A 19,347-nucleotide genomic window follows, 5' to 3' on the forward strand; every position below is an offset into this window, starting at 1 on the left:
CCTGCAAAGTCGGGCGCGCTACGAACTGGACGCGGCCGGCGCCTGCCTGGCCGCTGTGTCAGCTGCGCGCTTCCGGTTCAAGCTGCAATTGCAGCAAGATGATGGTGTCCTTGACCTTGAGTTTGCGCTTTTTCAGGCGCTGTATCTCGAGGTCGTCGATGCCGGATTCCTCGGACATTCGGTCGATCAACCGATCAAGTCCGCTGTGCTCCGATTCGAGTTGCAGAATGCGGTCGCGCAGTGTGTCCGAGTTGATGACGCGATGATGGTCGCGCATGCTCGCCTCCTCTTTCGAAATGGCGAAGGCCGCGTCGTGCAGTCGCTCCGCTCGAGGTTGCTGTCCGGCCTGAAACGCGTTACGGCTGATGATGCTCGCTGCTGACTACCTGTTGCTTACTGCTGCGGTTGCTGCTTCTGTTGCTGGTCGAGTTGCTGTTGCTGCTTCGCCTGCTCTTCCTGCTTCTGTTTGGCCTTCTCGGCGGCCTGCTTCTGGCGCGCCTCGACGTCGGCCTGGTGCTGCGCGGCGTCGCTCTGCTTCTGCTCGAAGCGCTGCTGCTTCTCGGCACGCTCCTGCGCCTTCTGCGCCGCCTGCCGGTGCGCCTCGTCGAGCTTGCGCTGGAACTCGGCCTGCTTCGCGTCATAGGCCTTCTGGTTCGCCGCCGCCTGCGACGGCGAGATGCCCCGCTGCGCCTGGTCGATCGCGTGCTGTTGCTGCTTCTGCTGAAAAGCCTTCTCGTTCGCTGCGCGCTGCGGCGCTTCCGCTTCGCGCTGCGCCTGATTCAGCTGATGCTGGCGCTGCTTCTCGTCGTAAGCCTGCGCGTTGCGCGCGTCCTGCGCGGCGCGCGCGGGCGCGTCGGCTTCGTTTTGCGCGCGCTTGATCGCCGCCTGCTCGTCGCGTTGACGCGCATGCTCGACGCGCTTTTCGTCGTCGAGCGCGAGCTGTTCCTTGCGGATATCGGCAGCGACGACACGCATGTCGTCACGCGCCGAGTTCAGGCAGTGATTGACGAAAAACTTGCTGTAGCAGTTGTGCTGCGCAACGGCGTAACGGTAGTTGTTCTCCGCCGTGCGGGCATCGAGCGCTTTTTGCCGCGCATCGAAGTCGTTCGCTGCGGGAGCTTGCGAGTCTGCGTCCTTACCCTTCGCGGGCACGCCCGATGCACCGCCGGGCAATGCGGCATCAGCAGCGGCATCCGAAGCGGCAACGATCATAGGTGCCGCCGCGGAAGTCTGCTGCGCGACGGCCGGCGCGGCGACGGCAAATGCAAGCGACGCCGCAACCACGACGCGCCGGGCGATAGCGACGAACCCGAAGGCAATCGGAGCAATCTGCGGCCCGAAGACGGGCAATGCGAGCGGAGATCGGCGTGGAGATCCGAACGAAATGCGGGAGGTCGGCAACGTCGTAGATGGGCAACGGAACATGCCTGAAATTCTATCACCCCACGGTTGAGCGCTCGGCCATTTATGGCAAAATGCCCCGCTCCAGCAAGCTTTCACGAGCTTTAGCGACCTTTCAGCAATCCGGCCGCCTCGCCTGCGCGCAGGTGGGCCACCAGTCGAATCCGGCAGGAACATCAAGACCCTATGACGGACACCGTAGCACTCAAGATCGTACAGCGCATTGCCACCGAACTGACCGTCCAGCCGCGCCAGGTCGCGGCAGCGGTGGGACTACTCGATGAAGGAGCGACCGTTCCGTTCATCGCCCGGTACCGCAAGGAAGTCACCGGCAATCTCGACGACACGCAACTGCGCACGCTCGAAGAACGCCTGCTGTATCTGCGCGAACTCGAAGACCGCCGCGCCGCGATCATCGCGAGCATCGACGAACAGGGCAAGCTGACGGACGAGCTGCGCGCCGCGATCGAAGGCGCCGACAGCAAGCAGGTGCTCGAAGACCTCTATCTGCCGTACAAGCCGAAGCGCCGCACGCGCGCGCAGATCGCCCGCGAAGCCGGCCTGCAGCCGCTCGCCGACGCGCTGCTCGCGAACCCGCTGCTCGATCCGCAGACGGAAGCCGCGCAATATGTCGATGCCGAAAAAGGTGTCGCCGATGTCAAGGCCGCGCTCGACGGCGCGCGCGACATCCTCTCGGAGCAGTTCGGCGAAACGGCGGAACTGCTCGGCAAGCTGCGCGACTATCTGTTCAACCAGGGCGTGTTGGTGTCGACGGTGGTCGAAGGCAAGGAAGGCGAAGAAGGCGAGAAGTTCCGCGACTACTACGACTATTCGGAAACGATCCGCACCGTGCCGTCGCACCGCGCGCTCGCTCTTTTCCGCGGGCGCAATGCAGGCGTCCTGATGATCAAGCTCGGCCTCGGGGAAGAGCTCGACGCGCAGGTGCCGCATCCGGGCGAAGCGATGATCGCGCGCCACTTCGGCATCGCGAATCAGGGCCGCCCCGCCGACAAGTGGCTCTCGGACGTATGCCGCTGGTGCTGGCGCGTGAAGGTGCAACCGCACATCGAAAACGAACTGCTGACGAATCTGCGCGAGGAAGCCGAAAGCGAAGCGATCCGCGTGTTCGCGCGCAATCTGAAGGATCTGCTGCTCGCCGCGCCGGCGGGCCCGAAAGCCGTGATCGGACTCGATCCGGGCCTGCGCACGGGCGTGAAGGTCGCCGTCGTCGATCGCACGGGCAAGCTGCTCGCCACCGATACGATCTACCCGCACGAGCCGCGCCGCGACTGGGACGGCTCGCTCGCGAAGCTCGCGCGCATCGCCGCGCAGACGCAGGCGGAACTGATCAGCATCGGCAACGGCACGGCATCGCGCGAAACGGACAAGCTCGCGAGCGAACTGATCTCACGCCACCCTGAGCTGAAGCTGCAGAAGATCGTCGTGTCGGAAGCGGGCGCTTCCGTCTACTCGGCGTCGGAACTGGCGGCGAAGGAATTTCCGGAACTGGACGTGTCGCTGCGCGGCGCCGTGTCGATCGCACGCCGTCTGCAGGACCCGCTCGCCGAGCTCGTGAAGATCGAGCCGAAGGCAATCGGCGTCGGCCAGTATCAGCACGACGTGAACCAGCGCGAACTCGCGCGCTCGCTCGATGCCGTCGTCGAGGACTGCGTGAACGCCGTCGGCGTGGACGCGAACACGGCTTCCGTCGCGCTGCTCGCGCGCGTGTCCGGCCTGAACGCGACGCTCGCGCGCAACATCGTCGATTACCGCGACGCGAACGGTCCGTTCCCGACGCGCGACCATCTGCGCAAGGTTCCGCGTCTCGGCGACAAGACCTTCGAACAGGCCGCCGGCTTTCTGCGCATCAACGGCGGCGAGAACCCGCTCGATCGCTCGTCGGTGCACCCGGAAGCGTATCCCGTCGTCGAACGGATGCTCGCGAAGATCAGCAAGAACATCGGCGAAGTGCTCGGCAATCGAGACGCGCTCGGCAAACTGTCGCCCACCGAGTTCGTCGACGATCGCTTCGGTCTGCCGACCGTGCGCGACATTCTTTCAGAGCTCGAAAAGCCCGGCCGCGACCCGCGTCCCGAGTTCAAGACCGCGACGTTCCGCGATGGCGTCGAGAAGATTTCGGACCTGTCGCCCGGCATGGTGCTTGAAGGCGTCGTGACGAACGTCGCCGCGTTCGGCGCGTTCATCGATATCGGCGTGCATCAGGACGGTCTCGTGCACGTGTCGGCGATGTCGACGAAGTTCATCAAGGACCCGCACGAAGTCGTGAAGGCGGGGCAAATCGTCAAGGTGAAGGTGCTCGAAGTCGACGTGAAGCGCCAGCGCATTTCGCTGACGATGCGTCTCGACGACGACTTCTCGCCGGCTTCGGCGGCACGCACGGGCGGCCAGCAGGAGCGCAGCGGCATGGGCGGCCGTGCGGGCGCCGGCGGACGTCCGCAACAACGCTCGCGCGAGCCGGAGCCCGTCAACGCGATGGCGGCGGCGTTTGCAAAGCTGAAGCGTTAAGCGCGTTTTCGTAGCGTCTGTTCGACGGTCGGCGGCATCGTATCTCGTTGCTGCCGATCGCATCGAAGCCAGCGCGCGAAACAAAAAACAAAAGGCCCACGCATGAAAATGCGTGGGCCTTTTGTTTTTGCCGATCAAGGCACCCCGCCTGACGCGGGGCGCACTCGCCCGATCATATCTCGATCTTCGTCCCCAGCTCCACGACGCGATTCGCGGGAATGCTAAAGAAATCCGTCGGCTTCGCGGCGTTCTGATGCATCCATGCGAACACGCGCTCGCGCCACACCGACATGCCCGGCAATTGCGTCGGCACCACCGTCTCGCGCGCAAGGAAGAACGACGTGTCCATCAGTTCGAACGACATGTCGTGCGTCACGCTGATCTGCTCGAGCACCGCCTTCACATCGGGCGTTTCGTTGAACCCATACGCGGCCTTCACGAGGAACAGGCCACCGCCCACATCCTTGACGGTCAGCCGGTCCTTGTCGTCGACATAGGGAATATCGCGCGTGATGAACGTCAGGAAGATCGTGCGCTCGTGCAGCACCTTGTTGTGCTTGAGGTTGTGCAGCAGGCTCACGGGAACCAGCGTCGCGCTGCCCGTCAGATAGATCGCTGTGCCCGACACCCGATGCGGCGGATGCGCAAGCAGACCCTGCACGAAAGGCATCAGCGGAATGCCGTCTGCGGCCGTGCGCTCCTTCACGATCATGCGGCCCTTGAACCACGTCATCAGCAGGAAGAACAGCAGCGCGCCGATGCAAAGCGGCAGCCAGCCGCCCTCCGCGACCTTGAGCAGGTTCGCGCCGAAGAAACCGAGGTCGACGATCATCAGCGCGGCGATGATCAGCGTCACGATGCCCTTGTTCCAGTTCCACACTTTCACCATCACGACGCTCGCGAGAACCGTCGTGATCACCATCGTCGCCGTCACGGCGATACCGTACGCAGCGGCCAGATTATCCGAGCTCTTGAACGCGATGACGATGCACAGAATGATGAAGAGCAGCATCCAGTTGACGACGGGCACATAGATCTGTCCGATCGCAAGCTCCGACGTGTGCAGGATCTTCATGCGCGGCACGTAGCCGAGCTGGATCGCCTGGCTCGTCAGCGAATACGCGCCCGAAATCACCGCCTGCGACGCGATGACGGTTGCGACCGTCGACAGCACGACCAGCGGCAGCAACGCCCACTCCGGCGCGAGCAGATAGAACGGGTTTTCGATGGCCTTCGGGTCGTGCATCAGGAGCGCGCCCTGGCCGAAGTAGTTCAGCACCAGCGACGGCATCACGAGCGCGTACCACGCACAGCGAATCGGCTTCGCGCCGAAGTGGCCCATGTCAGCGTAAAGCGCTTCGGCACCTGTCAGCACCAGCACGACCGAGCCGAGCACCACGTACGCCTGCAACACGTGCGCCGCCATGAACGAGACCGCGTAATACGGATTGAGCGCCTTGATGACCTCGGGCGACTGCACGATATGCGACAACCCGAGCACAGCCAGCGTGAGAAACCAGATCACCATGATGGGGCCGAACAGGCGGCCCACCATCGCCGTGCCGTGGCGCTGGATCCAGAACAGCAGCATCAGGATCACCATCGTGAGTGGCAACACCAGATGCGAGAGCTTGGGCGCGGCGATCTGAAGACCTTCGACGGCCGACATCACCGAAATGGCCGGCGTGATCACGGCGTCGCCGTAGAACATGCACGAGCCGAAGATGCCGAGCATCATCAGCAGGCCGGCCGCCTTGCTCTTCGCGTCGAACGAGCGCAGCGACAGCGCCATCAGCGCGAGCACGCCGCCCTCGCCGTTATTGTCGGCACGCATTACGAACATCACGTACTTGATGCTCACGACCACGATGATCGCCCAGAACAACAGCGAAATGACGCCGAGAATGGAACTGTCAGTAAGGGGAATGCCGTGGGAGGGGCTGAAGGCTTCTTTCAGCGCATACAGCGGGCTGGTGCCGATGTCCCCGAAAACCACGCCGATCGCAGCAACTGCAAGCGATGGCAACGGCTGCTTCGGGACGTGATGATTGTTTGTCATAAACGCGAAAAGAATCCGTTCCTGAGCGGCAAAAACGAACGCTATTCTAAAGAATATGGGCGTCAAAGCCCACCATTCGACCCGTTGTGCAAACGCCACGTAGCAACGCTTCGTGAGAGCAGTGTAGCATCGCGCTCCCGCGCCGGCCGGGCATTCGCGCATGTCAATCGCGCGATTGTTAAATTCTTCCGCCTCGCCTTCGCCAGGTTTCAGACGAAAAAAAACGGAGCCACGAAGGGCTCCGCTCGATTCGCTGCCAGCCGCCGCAACGATGCGCGGCGGCATTCACAAGGCTGGCTAGCTTGCGTCCGACGAACGTTCCTGGCCGCGCTTGATCCATGCGCCGAGGTTGTGGGGGCGCACCGTGTCCCACTCCTCGAACGGCTGATGGATCCACGGGTTCGTCGCGAGATACTGGACGTGATAGTCCGGTTTCACCTTCGAGCACGCCTTCCACCACAGTACGGCCGAACGGACCGATGTAATGGCCGGATATCGTTCCTTCAGATGCTGCTGCACGCGCGCGAGCGTCACACCCGAGTCGACCAGATCGTCGACGAGCAGCACGTTGCCCGACAGTTCGCCGCGCGTCATCGTGATGTATTGCGCGATGTCGAGTTCGCCCTGCTCCGTGCCCGCCGCTTCGCGATACGAGCTGGTCGCGAGAATGGCCAGCGGCAGATCGTAGATGCGCGACAGCTGGTCGCCGACACGCAGGCCGCCGCGCGCGAGGCACAGGATCTTGTCGAACTTCCAGCCTGATTCGTGCACATTCAGCGCGAGCATTTCGATCAGCCGGTGGTATTCGTCCCAGCCGACCCACAGATTGCGGTCATCGTTGCGTGGGTCTTTCATCGCAATCATCGGTACACCCTGCGTCATGTATTAAGCCTTGAACGGGTGACGAAGAAGGATGGTTTCATCGCGGTCCGGGCCCGTCGACACCATGTCGATCGGCACGCCCGCCACTTCCTGCACGCGCGCCAGATACGCCTGGGCATTCGCGGGCAGCTTGTCCCATTCCTTGATACCGACGGTGCTTTCCTTCCAGCCGCCGAACGTCTCGTAGACGGGCTCGCAGCGCGACACTTCATACGCGCCGCGCGGCAGGATGTCGGCATCCTTTCCGTCAACCGTGTAGCCGACGCACAGCTTCACTTCATCGAGGCCGTCGAGCACATCCAGCTTCGTCATGCACAGACCCGACACGCCATTGATCTGGATGGAGCGGCGCAGCGCGGCGGCATCGAGCCAGCCGGTGCGGCGCGGACGGCCCGTGACCGAGCCGAATTCCTTGCCGACCTTCGCGAGCGTCAGGCCGACTTCTTCCTGGCGGCTTGCGTTGTCCGCGTCATACAGCTCGCTCGGGAACGGGCCCGAACCGACGCGCGTGCAGTACGCCTTCGTGATGCCGAGGATGTAGTCCAGCTTCTGCGGACCGATGCCCGCGCCCGCCGTGGCCGCGCCCGCGACGCAGTTGCTCGACGTGACGAACGGATACGTGCCGTGGTCGATATCGAGCAACGTGCCTTGCGCGCCTTCGAACAGCAGGTTGTGGCCGGCGTGGTTCTCGTCGTACAGGCGACGGGAGACGTCCGTGACCATCGGCTTCAGCCGGTCGGCATAGCCGAGCATCATATCGAGCGTCTGCTGATAGTCGACAGCGGGCGCGCCGAGATATTGCGTGAGCACGAAGTTGTGGAAGTCGAGATTTGCGTGCAGACGTTCCGCGAATGTCTTCGGCTCGAACAGGTCCTGCACGCGCAGACCGCGGCGCGCAACCTTGTCTTCATACGCCGGGCCGATGCCGCGACCCGTCGTGCCGATCTTGCCGGCGCCGCTGCGTGCTTCGCGGGCCTGGTCGATGGCGACGTGATATGGGAGGATCAGCGTGGTGGCTTCGGAAATGAAGAGACGCTTCTGGACGTCGATGCCGGCGGATTCCAGCTCTTCGATTTCCTTGAAGAGTGCCTCCGGTGACAACACGACGCCATTGCCGATGTAGCAGGCGACGCCCGGGCGCATGATGCCCGACGGAATCAGACGCAAGATGGTTTTCTTGCCGCCGATGATGAGCGTATGTCCGGCGTTGTGACCGCCCTGGAAACGAACAACGCCTTGCGCGTGGTCCGTCAGCCAGTCAACGATCTTGCCCTTGCCCTCATCACCCCACTGGGTACCCACGACGACGACATTGCGCCCAGGGTTCACATTCACTGCGCTGGCAGACATGTTGATTCTTAAGCTGGTTAAAAACGTATTTTACCTATGTTCGACGACGGTTCCCGATTTTTTCACCGAGTGATCGCGGGATTTTTCCGTTTCGGCTCAAAGGCATGCGATGCGGCGACGGGCTTTAGCTCTGTCACGCGCGGCTCGCGGCGGCACGCATCCCGATGGTTGCGGCGGCACGCTCCATATGACGCAGTGCGTAATCACGACACTGAGCACGACACTCAGGCACGACACTCAAGGCTTCGCTTCGACGACCCACTGGCCGTTGCGCTCGATCAGCACGCGGTCGCACGCAAATTCGTCGAGCGCGTGATCGTGGCCCGGCAGTGCCTGGATCACGACTTCGCCTGCGTCGCGCAACGCGGCAACGCTCGTGCGCAGCGCGTCGTCGTGCTGCCACGGCGCGAGAATGGCGCTGCTGCGCGCCTCGATGGGCGATATGCGCGCGACTTCGCGCAGGTCCAGCGAGAAGCCCGTTGCCGCGCGGGCGCGGCCATACGCCTGACCGACCTTGTCGTATCGGCCGCCGCGCGCGACGGCATTCGGCACGCCGTCGACATACGCCGAGAACATCACGCCACTGTGGTACGCATAGCCACGCAGATCGGCGAGATCGATCATCACTTCCGCGCCGCCGACCTGCTGCGCGAGGAACGCGAGATCGTCTAGCGCGCGCGAGATTTCCGGCGCGTTCGGCAGTCGCGCGCGCGCCTCCTCGAGCACCGATGCGTCGCCATAGAGCGTGGGCAGCGCGCGCAGCGCGTCGCGCGTGACGGACGTGAGATTCGCCGTCAATTCGTTCAGCAGCGGCACGTCCTTGCCCGCGAGGGCTTCGAACAGCGCTTCGCCGAGCGACGCGGCAGCCGGCTCGTTGTCGATCAGCGCACCAAGCACGGCCGCGTGGCACAGGTCGAGACGCACCCTGCCGAGGCCCGCCAGATGCAGCGCATCGAGCATCAGTTGCTGGATCTCGAGGTCCGCTTCGAGGCCCGCATGACCGTAGATTTCAGCGCCGATCTGGATCTGCTCGCGCGTCGCGTGCAGGCCGCGCGGACGCGTATGCAGCACGTTGCCCGCATAGCACAGCCGCGTCACGCCCTGGCGGTTCAGCAGGTGCGCATCGATGCGCGCAACCTGCGGCGTGATGTCGGCGCGCAAGCCCAACGTGCGGCCCGACAGCTGATCGACGAGCTTGAAGGTGCGCAGATTCAGGTCGCTGCCGCCGCCCGTCAGCAGCGACTCCAGGTATTCGAGCAGAGGCGGCATGACCATCTCGTAGCCGTATGCGCGAAAACGGTCGAGCAGCCGGCGGCGAAGTTCTTCGATCTTGCGTGCCTCCGATGGCAGCACGTCGGCAATGTTCTCGGGAAGTAACCAGGTCGACATCGATACAGTCCTACGACGGTGAATCCGGCGTCATGGCAAACGCCGTTGGAAATATGAATGACGCGCGGTGCACGGGGACACGATGCTTTCGTGCCGGCGTTGCGCGTTGCGTTCGGCCAGCAGCGGCGAATGCTGGCCAATCGATGCTGCCCGGAGGCGCCGCGGCGCTCAGCGTGCGATCGAACCCGACAACGGCGCGCGATGCCGCAAGTTCAATGCATGAAGTCCGTGTACGAACCGCGCCTCATGAGCGCCGTTCGATGCCGCATGGACCCTTGGTTATGTCGCAACCATCAGCAGCAACAGCCCGAGCACCATGACGATCAGTCCGCCGATCCGGATATGGTGCGGCGGACGCTCCGCTATTTTACGAAACGTGTCGCGCCAGGCGCTCGGAAATACAAACGGGAACATCCCCTCGATGATCAGCATCAGTGCGATCGCGAGCAAAAACGAGCCGGCTATGTCCATGCGATGCGGCCGCCGCGATGCGTTTGCCGCGGCGCTCCCGTAATCAGTGTTTGTTGTGCGCGCCCGTCGACGCGCCGGAAGTCGGTTGAGCAGCGGCGGCTGCGCCGTCCGGGCTGCGCATGAAGCGGAAGAACTCGCTGCTCGAGTCGACGACCATCACGTCGCCCGGCTTGAAGCTGTTCTTGTAGGCCTGCATGCTTTGGTAGAACTGATAGAACTGCGGGTCGCGGCCGAATGCGTCGGCGGCAATCGATGCGGCCTTGCCGTCGCCGTCGCCCTTGATCGACTGCGCCTGCTTGTACGCGTCGGCGAGGATCGCCTGCTGCTGATGGCCGGCATCCGCCTTGATCTGATCCGCTTCCGCCGCGCCTTGCGCGCGCTCCTGGCTGGCCGCCTCTTCGCGCGCGGCGATCATGCGCTTGTAAACCGCGTCGGCCATCGTAGCGGGGAAATCGATGCGCGTGAGCTGCACGTCGATCACATCGACGCCCAGCGACGCCGCGCCCTTCTGCATGCCGTCGCGCGCCTCGGTTGCAATCGCATCCTGCTTCGCGAGCGCGTCGGGCAACGAGTACCTCGCGAACGCGTCGCCGAGCGCGCCACGCGCGAGCAGCGCGAGACGATCGGGCAGGCTCTGCATGTCGCCCTTCGTTTCCGCGATCAGCTTCACGGGATCGGACACACGGAACTTCACGACGGGATTCACAAGCACTTCCGTCTTGTCGGACGTCACGTAGTGGTCCTCGTCGGGAGAATCGAGCGACTGGATGCGCGTATCCACCGACGTCACCGTCTGTAACGGCGGCGGCAGCTTCACGTGCAAGCCGGGACCAGCAAGCGTCGGCGCGGCGTCACCGCGCGCGGCAACGACGGCCATATGTCGCTGATCGACGACGAACACCATCGACGATGCCGCGAACAGCACGATCACAATGGCTACGACGAGCGCAACGATTTTATTCATGTTCGCGCTCCTTATTGCAGTTCGTCTTCGCGGCCGCGGCTGCGAAACGAATCGCGCGAACGGAATGCGTCGCTCGCGGCAGCGGCCTGGCTTGCGCTGCTTACCGGCGCGGCGGGCGGCGCGACGATGGTCGGCGGGTTGCCACCCTGGGTTGCCGGCTGCGCGTTGGACGGATTCGGCGCGCCCGGTGCATTCGGCGTGGACGGCGCGGCCTGGGCGCCCGGTGAGGAGCCAGCCGCAGCCGCCTCGGCCGAACGCTGACGCGTCGCCTCGACCAGCTTGTCGAGCGGCAGATAGAGGACGTTGCTGCCTGACTTGCTGTCGACGAACACCTTCGTCGCATTCGAATAGATCTGCTGCATGGTTTCGAGGTATATGCGCTCGCGTATCACGGCGGGCGCCTTCGAGTACTGCGCGTACACTTCCTTGAAGCGCTCGGCGTCGCCTTCCGCCTGCGCCACCACGCGGTCGCTGTAGGTTTTCGCGTCGTCGATCATGCGCGCGGCTTCCGCCTGCGCGCGCGGCAGCAGATCGCTCGCGTAGGCCTGCGCGTCGCGCTTCGCCCGCTCGCGGTCCTGATGCGCCTTCGCGGCGTCGTCGAATGCGGCCTGCACCTGATCGGGTGCCCGCACGCTCTGGATCGTCACGCCCGTGACGGCGAGCCCCGCGTGATATTCATCAAGGGAATGCTGGATCGCTTCAGTCAGTTGTGCGCGGATGGCTTCGCGGTCCTGATAGAGGATGTCGTTGGTGCTGCGCGAGCCGACGATCCGGCGCACGGCCGCCTGCGCTGCCTGCATCACACTGAGGTCGGGATCGGCGCTGCGGAACAGGTAGTCGGTCGGCTTGCGAATCTGGTACTGCACAGCGAAGCGCACATCGACGATATCGGTATCGTGCGTGAGCATCGACGCGTCCTTCACGTTCGCGAGACGCACGACGTTGTTGCGGCCGATTTCGACGGAACGCACCTGGCCGACGTTGACGACTTCATGTGATTCGAACGGATACGGCAGACGCCAGTGCACGCCTTGCGCCGCCGTGCCGCGCAACTGGCCGAAGCGCAGCACGACGGCCTCCTGGCCGTCCTGGACGACGAACACGCCGCTGCCGAGATAGATCGCGATCAACACGCCGATGATGATGCCGACACCGATGCGCGCGCCGCGCCCGTTGTCGGGACGACGGTCGCCGCCTCCGCCCTTGCGGCCGAACATGCGTGACAGGCGCCGGTTGAAGTCGCGCCACATTTCGTCCAGATCGGGCGGTCCTTCGTTTTCCTTGCCGTTAGGCGGACGCTTCGAATCGTTCAGACGCTGGCGGTCGCCATTGCTATCGCCCCGGCCCCACCGCGGGTCGTTCAGCGACAACATGGCGCGCAGACGCAGCCAGATACTCCGCTCGTTGTAATCGTTCACCTGTGTTCGTTCACCAGAGTAGACAGCGGGTCAATGCAATTGGAACGGGTCGATGCCCGTGTCTGGGATCTTGCGGTCTTCGCGGTGGTCTTCGCCCGCATCATCGCGCTGATCTTGTTGAAATGCCGCGGCTCTCGGGTCTCCCTCCGACAGTAGACCGTCAGATTCCGAAAGATGTTCGGCTGTTGCGATTTCGGCGATGGCAGCGCGCAGTGTGTCAAGCCCTTGCCCCGTGCGCGCGCTCAAAAAGACGCGCGAAATATTACCATACTCGTCCCGCTCGACCGCGTCGCCTCGGGCCGCCAGCTCTGGCACGGCGTCGATTTTGTTGAACACGAGCACCTGCCGGATGGTGTCCGCGCCGATCTCGCGCAAGACGTCATTGACCTGATCGATCTGATCGAGCCGCACCGCACTCGATGCATCCACAACGTGCAGCAGCAGATCGGCGTGAATCGTTTCTTCGAGCGTCGCGCGAAATGCCGCCACCAGTTGGTGAGGCAGCTCGCGGATAAATCCTACGGTGTCCGATACGACGATCTGCCCCACCTCCTCGCCGAGATAGACGCGGCGCGAAGTCGTATCGAGCGTCGCGAACAGCTGATCGGCGGCATACGCTTGCGCTTTCGTCAGCGCATTGAACAGCGTGGACTTGCCCGCGTTCGTATAGCCGACGAGCGACACCGACATCGTCTGGTTGCGCGCGCGCGCACGGCGTTGCGTGCCGTGCTGGCGACGCAGCTTTTCGAGCCGCCCCTTGAGCATCTTGATGCGATCGCCGATCAGCCGGCGGTCGGTTTCGAGCTGCGTTTCACCGGGGCCACGCAGGCCGATACCGCCCTTTTGCCGTTCCAGGTGAGTCCACGCGCGAATCAGCCGCGTCGCGAGATATTGCAGCTGCGCGAGCTCGACCTGCAGCTTGCCTTCGTGGCTGCGCGCGCGCTGCGCGAAGATGTCGAGAATGAGGCTCGTGCGATCGACGACGCGTCTGTTAAGCGCACGCTCCAGATTGCGTTGCTGAGCCGGTGCGAGTGCGTGATTGAAGATGACGATTTCGATGTCGTTCGCCTCGCACGCGACGCGTAATTCCTCGGCCTTGCCGCTGCCGACGAACATGGCGGCATCGGGGCTCGAACGGCGTCCGGTGAGGGTGACGGCAGGATGGGCGCCCGCACTTTGCGCGAGCAGGCTGAGTTCTTCGAGACTGGCTTCGAAATCGATTTTGCCGAAGTCGATGCCGACAAGCGCTGCGTTGATCAAATTGGTGGATGTCAAAATGAAGCGGCCGGTCAGTGTCGCCAGCCGACGACGCTCGACCGGCCGCGACGAGAGGTTAGGACGATTCGGAATCGGGGTGGAAATTCACCGGACGGGCAGGCACGACGGTCGAGATTGCGTGCTTGTACACCATCTGGGTCACCGTATTCCGGAGCAACACGACGTACTGGTCGAACGATTCAATGTTCCCTTGAAGCTTGATGCCGTTGACGAGATAGATCGAGACCGGCACGTGCTCTTTACGCAGTGCGTTCAAAAACGGGTCTTGTAACAATTGCCCTTTGTTGCTCATAGCAAACTCCGTATTTTTTTGCAGGTTGACTTAATTGCCGCCGAAGAAAAAGAAATCCGCCGTCAATCGCTACACTATAGCCGATTTTTATTGACCAGCGCTTCGCCTGGCCATTCGGCCAGGAGCCAGTCTACATGCGGGTTTCGGGCCCGGTCGCCGGCGCGTTTCAGCCCTTGTCCGCGTAGGGGTTCGTCGACGACCGGAACTCTATCCGCAATGGAGTGCCCGTCAGCGCGAAAGTTTCCCGGAAGCGGTTTTCGAGGTAGCGCTTATATGTGTCGGTGACGGCATCGAGCGCGTTGCCGTGGATCACGATGATCGGCGGATTCTGTCCCCCCTGGTGCGCGTAGCGCAGTTTCGGACGCACGGGACCGCGACGGCGCGGCTGCTGGAACTCGACGGCCTCGATCAGCGCACGCGTAAGCTTCGGCGTCGGCAGCTTGGACATCGCGGCCTTGTACGCGTCGTCGACGGAGCGCATCAGCGGGCCGATTCCCGTCTTTTCGGCTGCGGAAATGAAATGGAACTTCGCGAACTCGAGGAATTTTAGCTTGCGCTGAAGATCGTTTTTCGTGCGCTCACGCACATGCGGATCGAGCCCGTCCCACTTGTTCACGCCGACCACGAGCGCCCGCCCCTGCTCGACGACGAAGCCCGCGATATGCGCATCCTGTTCCGAAATGTCCTGGCGTGCGTCGAGCAGCAGGATCACGACGTTGGCATCGGAGATCGATTGCAGTGTCTTCACGACCGAGAATTTCTCGATCGCCTCGAACACCTTGCCGCGCTTGCGCAGGCCGGCCGTGTCGATCAGCGTGTATTTTTTGCCTTGCCGCTCGAAGTCGACGTAGATCGAATCGCGCGTCGTGCCGGGCATGTCGAACGCGATCACGCGGTCTTCGCCGATCAGCGTGTTCACGAGCGTCGATTTGCCGACGTTCGGCCGCCCGACGATCGCGATCTTGATGCCGTGCGCTTTCTTCTCTTCCTCGCTCTCTTCCGGCTGGCCGGCGTACGCGGCGTCGAGCGCCTCGTTGATCATCTCCGCGACACCGTCGCCGTGCGCAGCGGAAATCGCGCGCGGGTCGCCGAGGCCGAGTTCATAGAAGTCGGCAGCCACGGCCGAATAGCGCATGCCCTCGGCCTTGTTGACGACGAGGAAAATCGGCCGGCCCGTCTTGCGCAGATAGTCGGCGATCGACTTGTCCTGCGGCGCGAGACCGTTGCGGCCGTCGACGATGAAGACGACGATGTCCGACTCTTCGACAGCCTGGCGCGTCTGGCGCGCCATTTCGTGCAGAATGCCGTCCTTCGCAACGGGTTCGAAGCCGCCCGTATCGACGACGAGATACGGCCGGTCGCCGAGGCGTCCTTCGCCGTAGTGACGGTCGCGTGTGAGGCCCGGCAAATCGGCGACGAGCGCATCGCGCGAACGCGTGAGCCGGTTGAACAGCGTGGATTTCCCCACATTGGGGCGCCCGACGAGGGCAATAACGGGTTTCATCAGATGTTGTTCACAATGAAGCGCGGCGTCGAAAACCCGACCTTCCGCACTGGCAACGCCATGCGGCCGTTGCACGGCTGCGTTTGACGAAAATTATCACGAATTTGACCCGTTTCGGACGCGCGGAGCTTGCGCAGACGAACGGATTTCAGGTTGGCTGCCTGGGTGGCCGCGTCGATCGTGAAGCCCAAGGTTCAGCACGCATTGCATCGAATGCACGAAGCAGCGATTGCTGCCGCCGCCTCGTTGCAATCGTTCACCAACGACAGCAGCACAACACGCATTGATGGATCGCCCGCGCAGCCCGACCGACGATCTCGAATTTTTGACGGCATTGCAGGCGGTCCGCCTGGTCCCGTTCGACGGGACTCGGGCAGCAACCATTCGCCGAATCATTGGGCGCCATCGACGCCCCGTTGGCACCCTAAAAAAATGCATGCGGCCGGCAGAGCCGGCCCACATGTCACCGCACAACGCTCTGGGAATCAGACGCGCCGCACAGCCCAACAGCCTTTAACGCGGACGGAATCCGTACAGGTCGCCGTCATGCGTCTGCACGACCAACGTGTCACCGGCCAGGACCGGCGCAGCCGTGATCGCGCTGCCATCCGTCTTCGCGCGGGCGACGAAGGTGCCGTCGTCGCGCGACAGGAAGTGCACGAAACCCTTGTAGTCGCCCACAACGGCGGCATGGCCGAGCAGCAGCGGCACGCTGACGTCGCGGCTCTTCAACTGGTCGTTGCGCCACAACTGCTGGCCCGTCGTAGCGTCGAACGCCGAGACGATCGCCCAGTCATCGCCCGCCACCACGACGCGGTCATCCTGTGCAAGGCCGCTCGTGCTCGAAAACGCCTTTTCCCACAGCGCACGGCCCGAGTTCGCGTCGAAGCAGCCGAGCTGCCCCTGGAACGTCACCGCGCAGGTTTCGGCGCCGACCAGCGTCGGCGGGCCCGTCACGTCGTTGATGCGCTCGACTTCCGTCACGCCCTTCGGATACGACACAGGCGTCGTCCAGTAAGCATCGCCCGTCTGCAGGTTGATCGCCGCGAACTGGCCGCCCGGGAAACCGGCCAGCACGGCCGCGTCACCCGCGAACGTCATGCCCGACGACACGCGCAGATTGAGCGGCACCGCGCGATTGCGATAGTTCCACTTCTGCTCGCCCGTTTGCGCATTGAACGCGGTGATCTGGCCGTCAACGGTGCGCACGACCACGAGGCCGTTGCCGACGAGCGGCGGCGACAGGATTTCGCCCGGCGCGGTGCCTTTCCACGACAGCTTGCCGTTCTGGTCGAGCACGAACACTTCGCCCTTCAGGCCGCCGACAGCCGTGAGCGTGCCGTCCGTGCCGACGCCCGCCGACAGGTCGCCGTCGAGCTTCGTGCGCCACACGTCCTTGCCAGTCTTCGCGTCGATCTTCGCGACGGAGCCGTTCGCGCCCGCCGCATACACGGCGTCGCCGACGGCAACGGGCGAGAACATATAGCGCCCGGCCTTGCCGACACTAGCCGTCCACGTCTGCTGGACATCGAGCACGGGCTTGAACTCGGTGAGCGGCGTAGGCACGCGGCGCTCGTCTTTCGACGATGAGCAGGCCGTCAGAGCGAGCACGGTCATCGCACAGGCAACGGGCACGGCGTAACGTTTCAGCAGATTCATCGGTGAGCGAAGCATGTAGATTTAGTGATCAAAAGGAAACGGCAGACGCTGCAACAGCCTGCAACGCTCAGCCGCCCAGCGCGTCGAGCTTGAACTGAATCAGCTGACGGGCGGACGCATCATTCTTCGACAGCGAGTCGAGCGCGAGCTTATACGCGGCGCGCGCGTCGTCGCGTTTGCCTGCGGCGGCGAGAAGATCGCCGCGGCGGTCGGCGACTACGCTCTTGAACGCACCCGATTGCGGCTCATTGAGCAACGCAAGACCGGCGTCATAAGCCTTTTCGTCGAGCAGCAGCGACGCGAGACGCAGCTTCGCGATCTGCTTGAATTCGTCGTCCTTCGCGTGGTCGACGGCCCATTGGAGCTGCGCCTTCGCGCCCGGTTCGTCGCCCGCTGCGTAGAGCGCCTTCGCGGCCGTGAGCGCCGTCATCTGCGCATACGCGGTGCTGCCGAACTTGTTTTCCATGTCGGTGGCGACGCGCGTAATGATCGCCTTGTCGGTGCCCGCCGCCGCTTGCTGGACCTGGTCGTACAGCACTGCCGCTTCCGCCGCCTGATGACGCTGCCAGTAATTCCAGCCGTTCCAGCCCGCTGCGGCCACGAGCGCCACCAGCACGATCCACGTGGTCGCGTTACCCCATTGCGCCCACCATGCCTTCACGCTCTCAATCGACTCTTGTTCGTCGTGGTAACTCATCGCGACGCGATTTCCTCTTTCCTGGTGCCTTGCCTGATTGGAGCCGCAGCTTGTGCGGCCCGTTTAACGACGATGTGCGACGCCGCGATCAGTCGTCGCCGTCTTCGGTGGACGCAACCATCGCATTGATTAGATGTTCGGTCAAGTTTTCTAGCGGCACCGTTTGCTGCTCGCTCTTCGCGCCGATTTGCGCCGTGTCGCGCAGCGCCTTGACGCCTGCCGTGCCGTTCGCGATCTCGTCTTCGCCGAGGATCACCGCGAATGCGGCGCCGCTCGCGTCGGCGCGCTTCATCTGCGACTTGAAGCTCGCTGCCTGACCGTCAGGACTGCAATGCAGAATCACGTCGAGCCCCGTGTCGCGCAGACGCTCGGCGACGATGAACGCCTGTTCGCGAGCCGCCTCGCCCTGATGCGCGACGTACACATCGCAGCCTTCCGCTTCCGGCACCAGGTTTTCTTCCTTCAGCAACTCGAGAATGCGCTCGATGCCCATCGCCCAGCCGCATGCGGCCGTCGGCTTGCCGCCCAGTTGCTCGATCAGCGGGTCGTAGCGGCCGCCCGCCGCAACCGTGCCTTGCGCGCCGAGCTTGTCCGTGACCCATTCGAACACGGTCAGATTGTAGTAATCGAGACCGCGCACGAGGCGCGGATTGATCGTGAACGGAATGTTGTTCGCCTTGAGAAGGCACTGCAGTCCTTCGAAGTGCGCGCGCGATTCCTCGCCGAGGAAATCGATCAGCTTCGGCGCGTTTTGCGCGACCTCCTGCATGGCCGGATTCTTCGTGTCCAGCACGCGCAGCGGGTTCGTGTACAGGCGGCGCTGCGCGTCGTCGTCGAGCACGTCCACGTGCTTCTCGAGATACGCAATCAGTTCGACGCGATGCTTCGCGCGCTCTTCGGCGAGGCCCAGCGAGTTAATTTCGAGCTTGATGCCCGTCAGGCCGAGGTCGTCCCACAAACGCTGGCACATCAGGATGATTTCGGCGTCCGCATCGGGACCGGCGAAGCCGAGCGCCTCGACGCCCACCTGATGGAACTGGCGATAACGGCCGCGCTGCGGACGCTCGTGGCGGAACATCGGCCCGATGTACCACAGGCGCTTCGGGCCGTCGTACAGCATGTTGTGCTCGATCGACGCGCGCACGACGGCGGCCGTGTTCTCCGGACGCATCGTCAGGTTCTCGCCGTTCAACGCGTCGGTGAAGCTGTACATTTCTTTTTCGACGATGTCGGTCACTTCGCCGATGCCGCGCGTGAAGAGCTGCGTGTGCTCGACGATCGGCGTGCGGATATTCTGGTATCCGTACGAACGGAGCATCGATTTGACCGTCGTTTCGAAAAATTCCCACAAGCCGGCGTCCTGCGGAAGGATGTCGTTCATGCCCTTCACGCCGGACAACTTTTCAAGCCGTTTCTTCTGTTCAGTCATCTGTCTTCGGTTGACGAATTGGGTGGAG

Annotated in this window: 17 protein-coding genes; 1 reads left to right on the forward strand and 16 read right to left on the reverse strand. The window is 63.5% G+C overall.

All coding sequences use genetic code 11. The features are described 5' to 3' along the window. Positions 1 to 58: 58 nt before the first annotated feature. Positions 59 to 277: a DUF465 domain-containing protein gene (locus tag GCT13_RS10345; protein WP_152757548.1), complete on the reverse strand. Its 219-nt coding sequence runs from the start codon at positions 275 to 277 to the stop codon at positions 59 to 61. 116 nt (positions 278 to 393) lie between these two features. Beyond that, positions 394 to 1,425, reverse strand: coding sequence for a colicin transporter (locus GCT13_RS10350; RefSeq protein WP_227746779.1), 1,032 nt, complete (start codon positions 1,423 to 1,425; stop codon positions 394 to 396). A gap of 162 nt (positions 1,426 to 1,587) precedes the next feature. On the opposite strand from GCT13_RS10350, the gene GCT13_RS10355 reads away from it, so the two are divergent. Next, the gene (locus GCT13_RS10355; protein ID WP_152757552.1) at positions 1,588 to 3,927 is read left to right on the forward strand and encodes a Tex family protein; all 2,340 of its coding nucleotides are present in this window, start codon (positions 1,588 to 1,590) and stop codon (positions 3,925 to 3,927) included. Between the two features lie 172 nt (positions 3,928 to 4,099). Here the strand turns inward: GCT13_RS10355 and GCT13_RS10360 are convergent, their stop codons facing one another. From GCT13_RS10360 to hisS, 14 genes are all read right to left on the reverse strand, one after another. Further along, the gene (locus tag GCT13_RS10360) at positions 4,100 to 5,986 is read right to left on the reverse strand and encodes a potassium transporter Kup (RefSeq protein WP_152757553.1); all 1,887 of its coding nucleotides are present in this window, start codon (positions 5,984 to 5,986) and stop codon (positions 4,100 to 4,102) included. 297 nt (positions 5,987 to 6,283) lie between these two features. Beyond that, the gene (locus GCT13_RS10365; RefSeq protein ID WP_087735437.1) at positions 6,284 to 6,868 is read right to left on the reverse strand and encodes a phosphoribosyltransferase; all 585 of its coding nucleotides are present in this window, start codon (positions 6,866 to 6,868) and stop codon (positions 6,284 to 6,286) included. A 3-nt stretch (positions 6,869 to 6,871) separates the two neighbouring features. Next, positions 6,872 to 8,218 carry an adenylosuccinate synthase gene (locus GCT13_RS10370; RefSeq protein WP_152757555.1) on the reverse strand — a complete coding sequence of 449 codons (1,347 nt, stop codon included), beginning with the start codon at positions 8,216 to 8,218 and terminating at the stop codon, positions 6,872 to 6,874. 237 nt (positions 8,219 to 8,455) lie between these two features. Further along, positions 8,456 to 9,607 carry an ATP phosphoribosyltransferase regulatory subunit gene (locus GCT13_RS10375; protein WP_152757557.1) on the reverse strand — a complete coding sequence of 384 codons (1,152 nt, stop codon included), beginning with the start codon at positions 9,605 to 9,607 and terminating at the stop codon, positions 8,456 to 8,458. A 279-nt stretch (positions 9,608 to 9,886) separates the two neighbouring features. After that, positions 9,887 to 10,078, reverse strand: a complete 192-nt coding sequence (locus GCT13_RS10380; protein WP_087735440.1) for a DUF2065 domain-containing protein — start codon at positions 10,076 to 10,078, stop codon at positions 9,887 to 9,889. 43 nt (positions 10,079 to 10,121) lie between these two features. After that, complete coding sequence (gene hflC, locus GCT13_RS10385; RefSeq protein WP_152757558.1) at positions 10,122 to 11,042, reverse strand: protease modulator HflC; 921 nt, start codon at positions 11,040 to 11,042, stop codon at positions 10,122 to 10,124. Positions 11,043 to 11,053: 11 nt separating this feature from the next. Then, positions 11,054 to 12,460 carry an FtsH protease activity modulator HflK gene (hflK, locus tag GCT13_RS10390; protein ID WP_321574276.1) on the reverse strand — a complete coding sequence of 469 codons (1,407 nt, stop codon included), beginning with the start codon at positions 12,458 to 12,460 and terminating at the stop codon, positions 11,054 to 11,056. Positions 12,461 to 12,490: 30 nt separating this feature from the next. Next, positions 12,491 to 13,720, reverse strand: coding sequence for a GTPase HflX (gene hflX / locus GCT13_RS10395; RefSeq protein WP_193727628.1), 1,230 nt, complete (start codon positions 13,718 to 13,720; stop codon positions 12,491 to 12,493). Between the two features lie 73 nt (positions 13,721 to 13,793). Next, a complete protein-coding gene (gene hfq / locus GCT13_RS10400) occupies positions 13,794 to 14,030 on the reverse strand; it encodes an RNA chaperone Hfq (protein ID WP_007580427.1) in 237 nt (78 codons plus the stop codon). Positions 14,031 to 14,196: 166 nt separating this feature from the next. Then, positions 14,197 to 15,534, reverse strand: a complete 1,338-nt coding sequence (gene der, locus GCT13_RS10405; protein ID WP_090864879.1) for a ribosome biogenesis GTPase Der — start codon at positions 15,532 to 15,534, stop codon at positions 14,197 to 14,199. Then, positions 15,534 to 15,725: a hypothetical protein gene (locus GCT13_RS10410; protein ID WP_152757562.1), complete on the reverse strand. Its 192-nt coding sequence runs from the start codon at positions 15,723 to 15,725 to the stop codon at positions 15,534 to 15,536. The genes der and GCT13_RS10410 overlap by 1 nt, the downstream gene beginning before the upstream one ends. Before the next feature lie 322 nt (positions 15,726 to 16,047). Continuing rightward, a complete protein-coding gene (gene bamB / locus GCT13_RS10415) occupies positions 16,048 to 17,193 on the reverse strand; it encodes an outer membrane protein assembly factor BamB (RefSeq protein ID WP_152757563.1) in 1,146 nt (381 codons plus the stop codon). Positions 17,194 to 17,260: 67 nt separating this feature from the next. Next, complete coding sequence (locus GCT13_RS10420; protein ID WP_152757565.1) at positions 17,261 to 17,890, reverse strand: YfgM family protein; 630 nt, start codon at positions 17,888 to 17,890, stop codon at positions 17,261 to 17,263. Between the two features lie 88 nt (positions 17,891 to 17,978). Next, the gene (hisS, locus tag GCT13_RS10425) at positions 17,979 to 19,319 is read right to left on the reverse strand and encodes a histidine--tRNA ligase (protein WP_152757568.1); all 1,341 of its coding nucleotides are present in this window, start codon (positions 19,317 to 19,319) and stop codon (positions 17,979 to 17,981) included. Between the last annotated feature and the right edge of the window lie 28 nt (positions 19,320 to 19,347).

This window comes from Paraburkholderia franconis (assembly GCF_009362735.1).
GTDB classification, from domain to species: domain Bacteria; phylum Pseudomonadota; class Gammaproteobacteria; order Burkholderiales; family Burkholderiaceae; genus Paraburkholderia; species Paraburkholderia franconis.

What these genes read in the sequence shown, in the direction of transcription:
- der (WP_090864879.1), bottom strand. Translation starts at nt 15,534, where the DNA reads ATGAAACCCGTTATTGCCCTCGTCGGGCGCCCCAATGTGGGGAAATCC.
- GCT13_RS10350 (WP_227746779.1), bottom strand. Translation starts at nt 1,425, where the DNA reads ATGTTCCGTTGCCCATCTACGACGTTGCCGACCTCCCGCATTTCGTTC.
- hflC (WP_152757558.1), bottom strand. Translation starts at nt 11,042, where the DNA reads ATGAATAAAATCGTTGCGCTCGTCGTAGCCATTGTGATCGTGCTGTTC.
- GCT13_RS10345 (WP_152757548.1), bottom strand. Translation starts at nt 277, where the DNA reads ATGCGCGACCATCATCGCGTCATCAACTCGGACACACTGCGCGACCGC.
- GCT13_RS10365 (WP_087735437.1), bottom strand. Translation starts at nt 6,868, where the DNA reads ATGACGCAGGGTGTACCGATGATTGCGATGAAAGACCCACGCAACGAT.
- GCT13_RS10360 (WP_152757553.1), bottom strand. Translation starts at nt 5,986, where the DNA reads ATGACAAACAATCATCACGTCCCGAAGCAGCCGTTGCCATCGCTTGCA.
- GCT13_RS10355 (WP_152757552.1), top strand. Translation starts at nt 1,588, where the DNA reads ATGACGGACACCGTAGCACTCAAGATCGTACAGCGCATTGCCACCGAA.
- hisS (WP_152757568.1), bottom strand. Translation starts at nt 19,319, where the DNA reads ATGACTGAACAGAAGAAACGGCTTGAAAAGTTGTCCGGCGTGAAGGGC.
- hfq (WP_007580427.1), bottom strand. Translation starts at nt 14,030, where the DNA reads ATGAGCAACAAAGGGCAATTGTTACAAGACCCGTTTTTGAACGCACTG.
- GCT13_RS10375 (WP_152757557.1), bottom strand. Translation starts at nt 9,607, where the DNA reads ATGTCGACCTGGTTACTTCCCGAGAACATTGCCGACGTGCTGCCATCG.
- GCT13_RS10420 (WP_152757565.1), bottom strand. Translation starts at nt 17,890, where the DNA reads ATGAGTTACCACGACGAACAAGAGTCGATTGAGAGCGTGAAGGCATGG.
- bamB (WP_152757563.1), bottom strand. Translation starts at nt 17,193, where the DNA reads ATGAATCTGCTGAAACGTTACGCCGTGCCCGTTGCCTGTGCGATGACC.
- GCT13_RS10380 (WP_087735440.1), bottom strand. Translation starts at nt 10,078, where the DNA reads ATGGACATAGCCGGCTCGTTTTTGCTCGCGATCGCACTGATGCTGATC.
- GCT13_RS10370 (WP_152757555.1), bottom strand. Translation starts at nt 8,218, where the DNA reads ATGTCTGCCAGCGCAGTGAATGTGAACCCTGGGCGCAATGTCGTCGTC.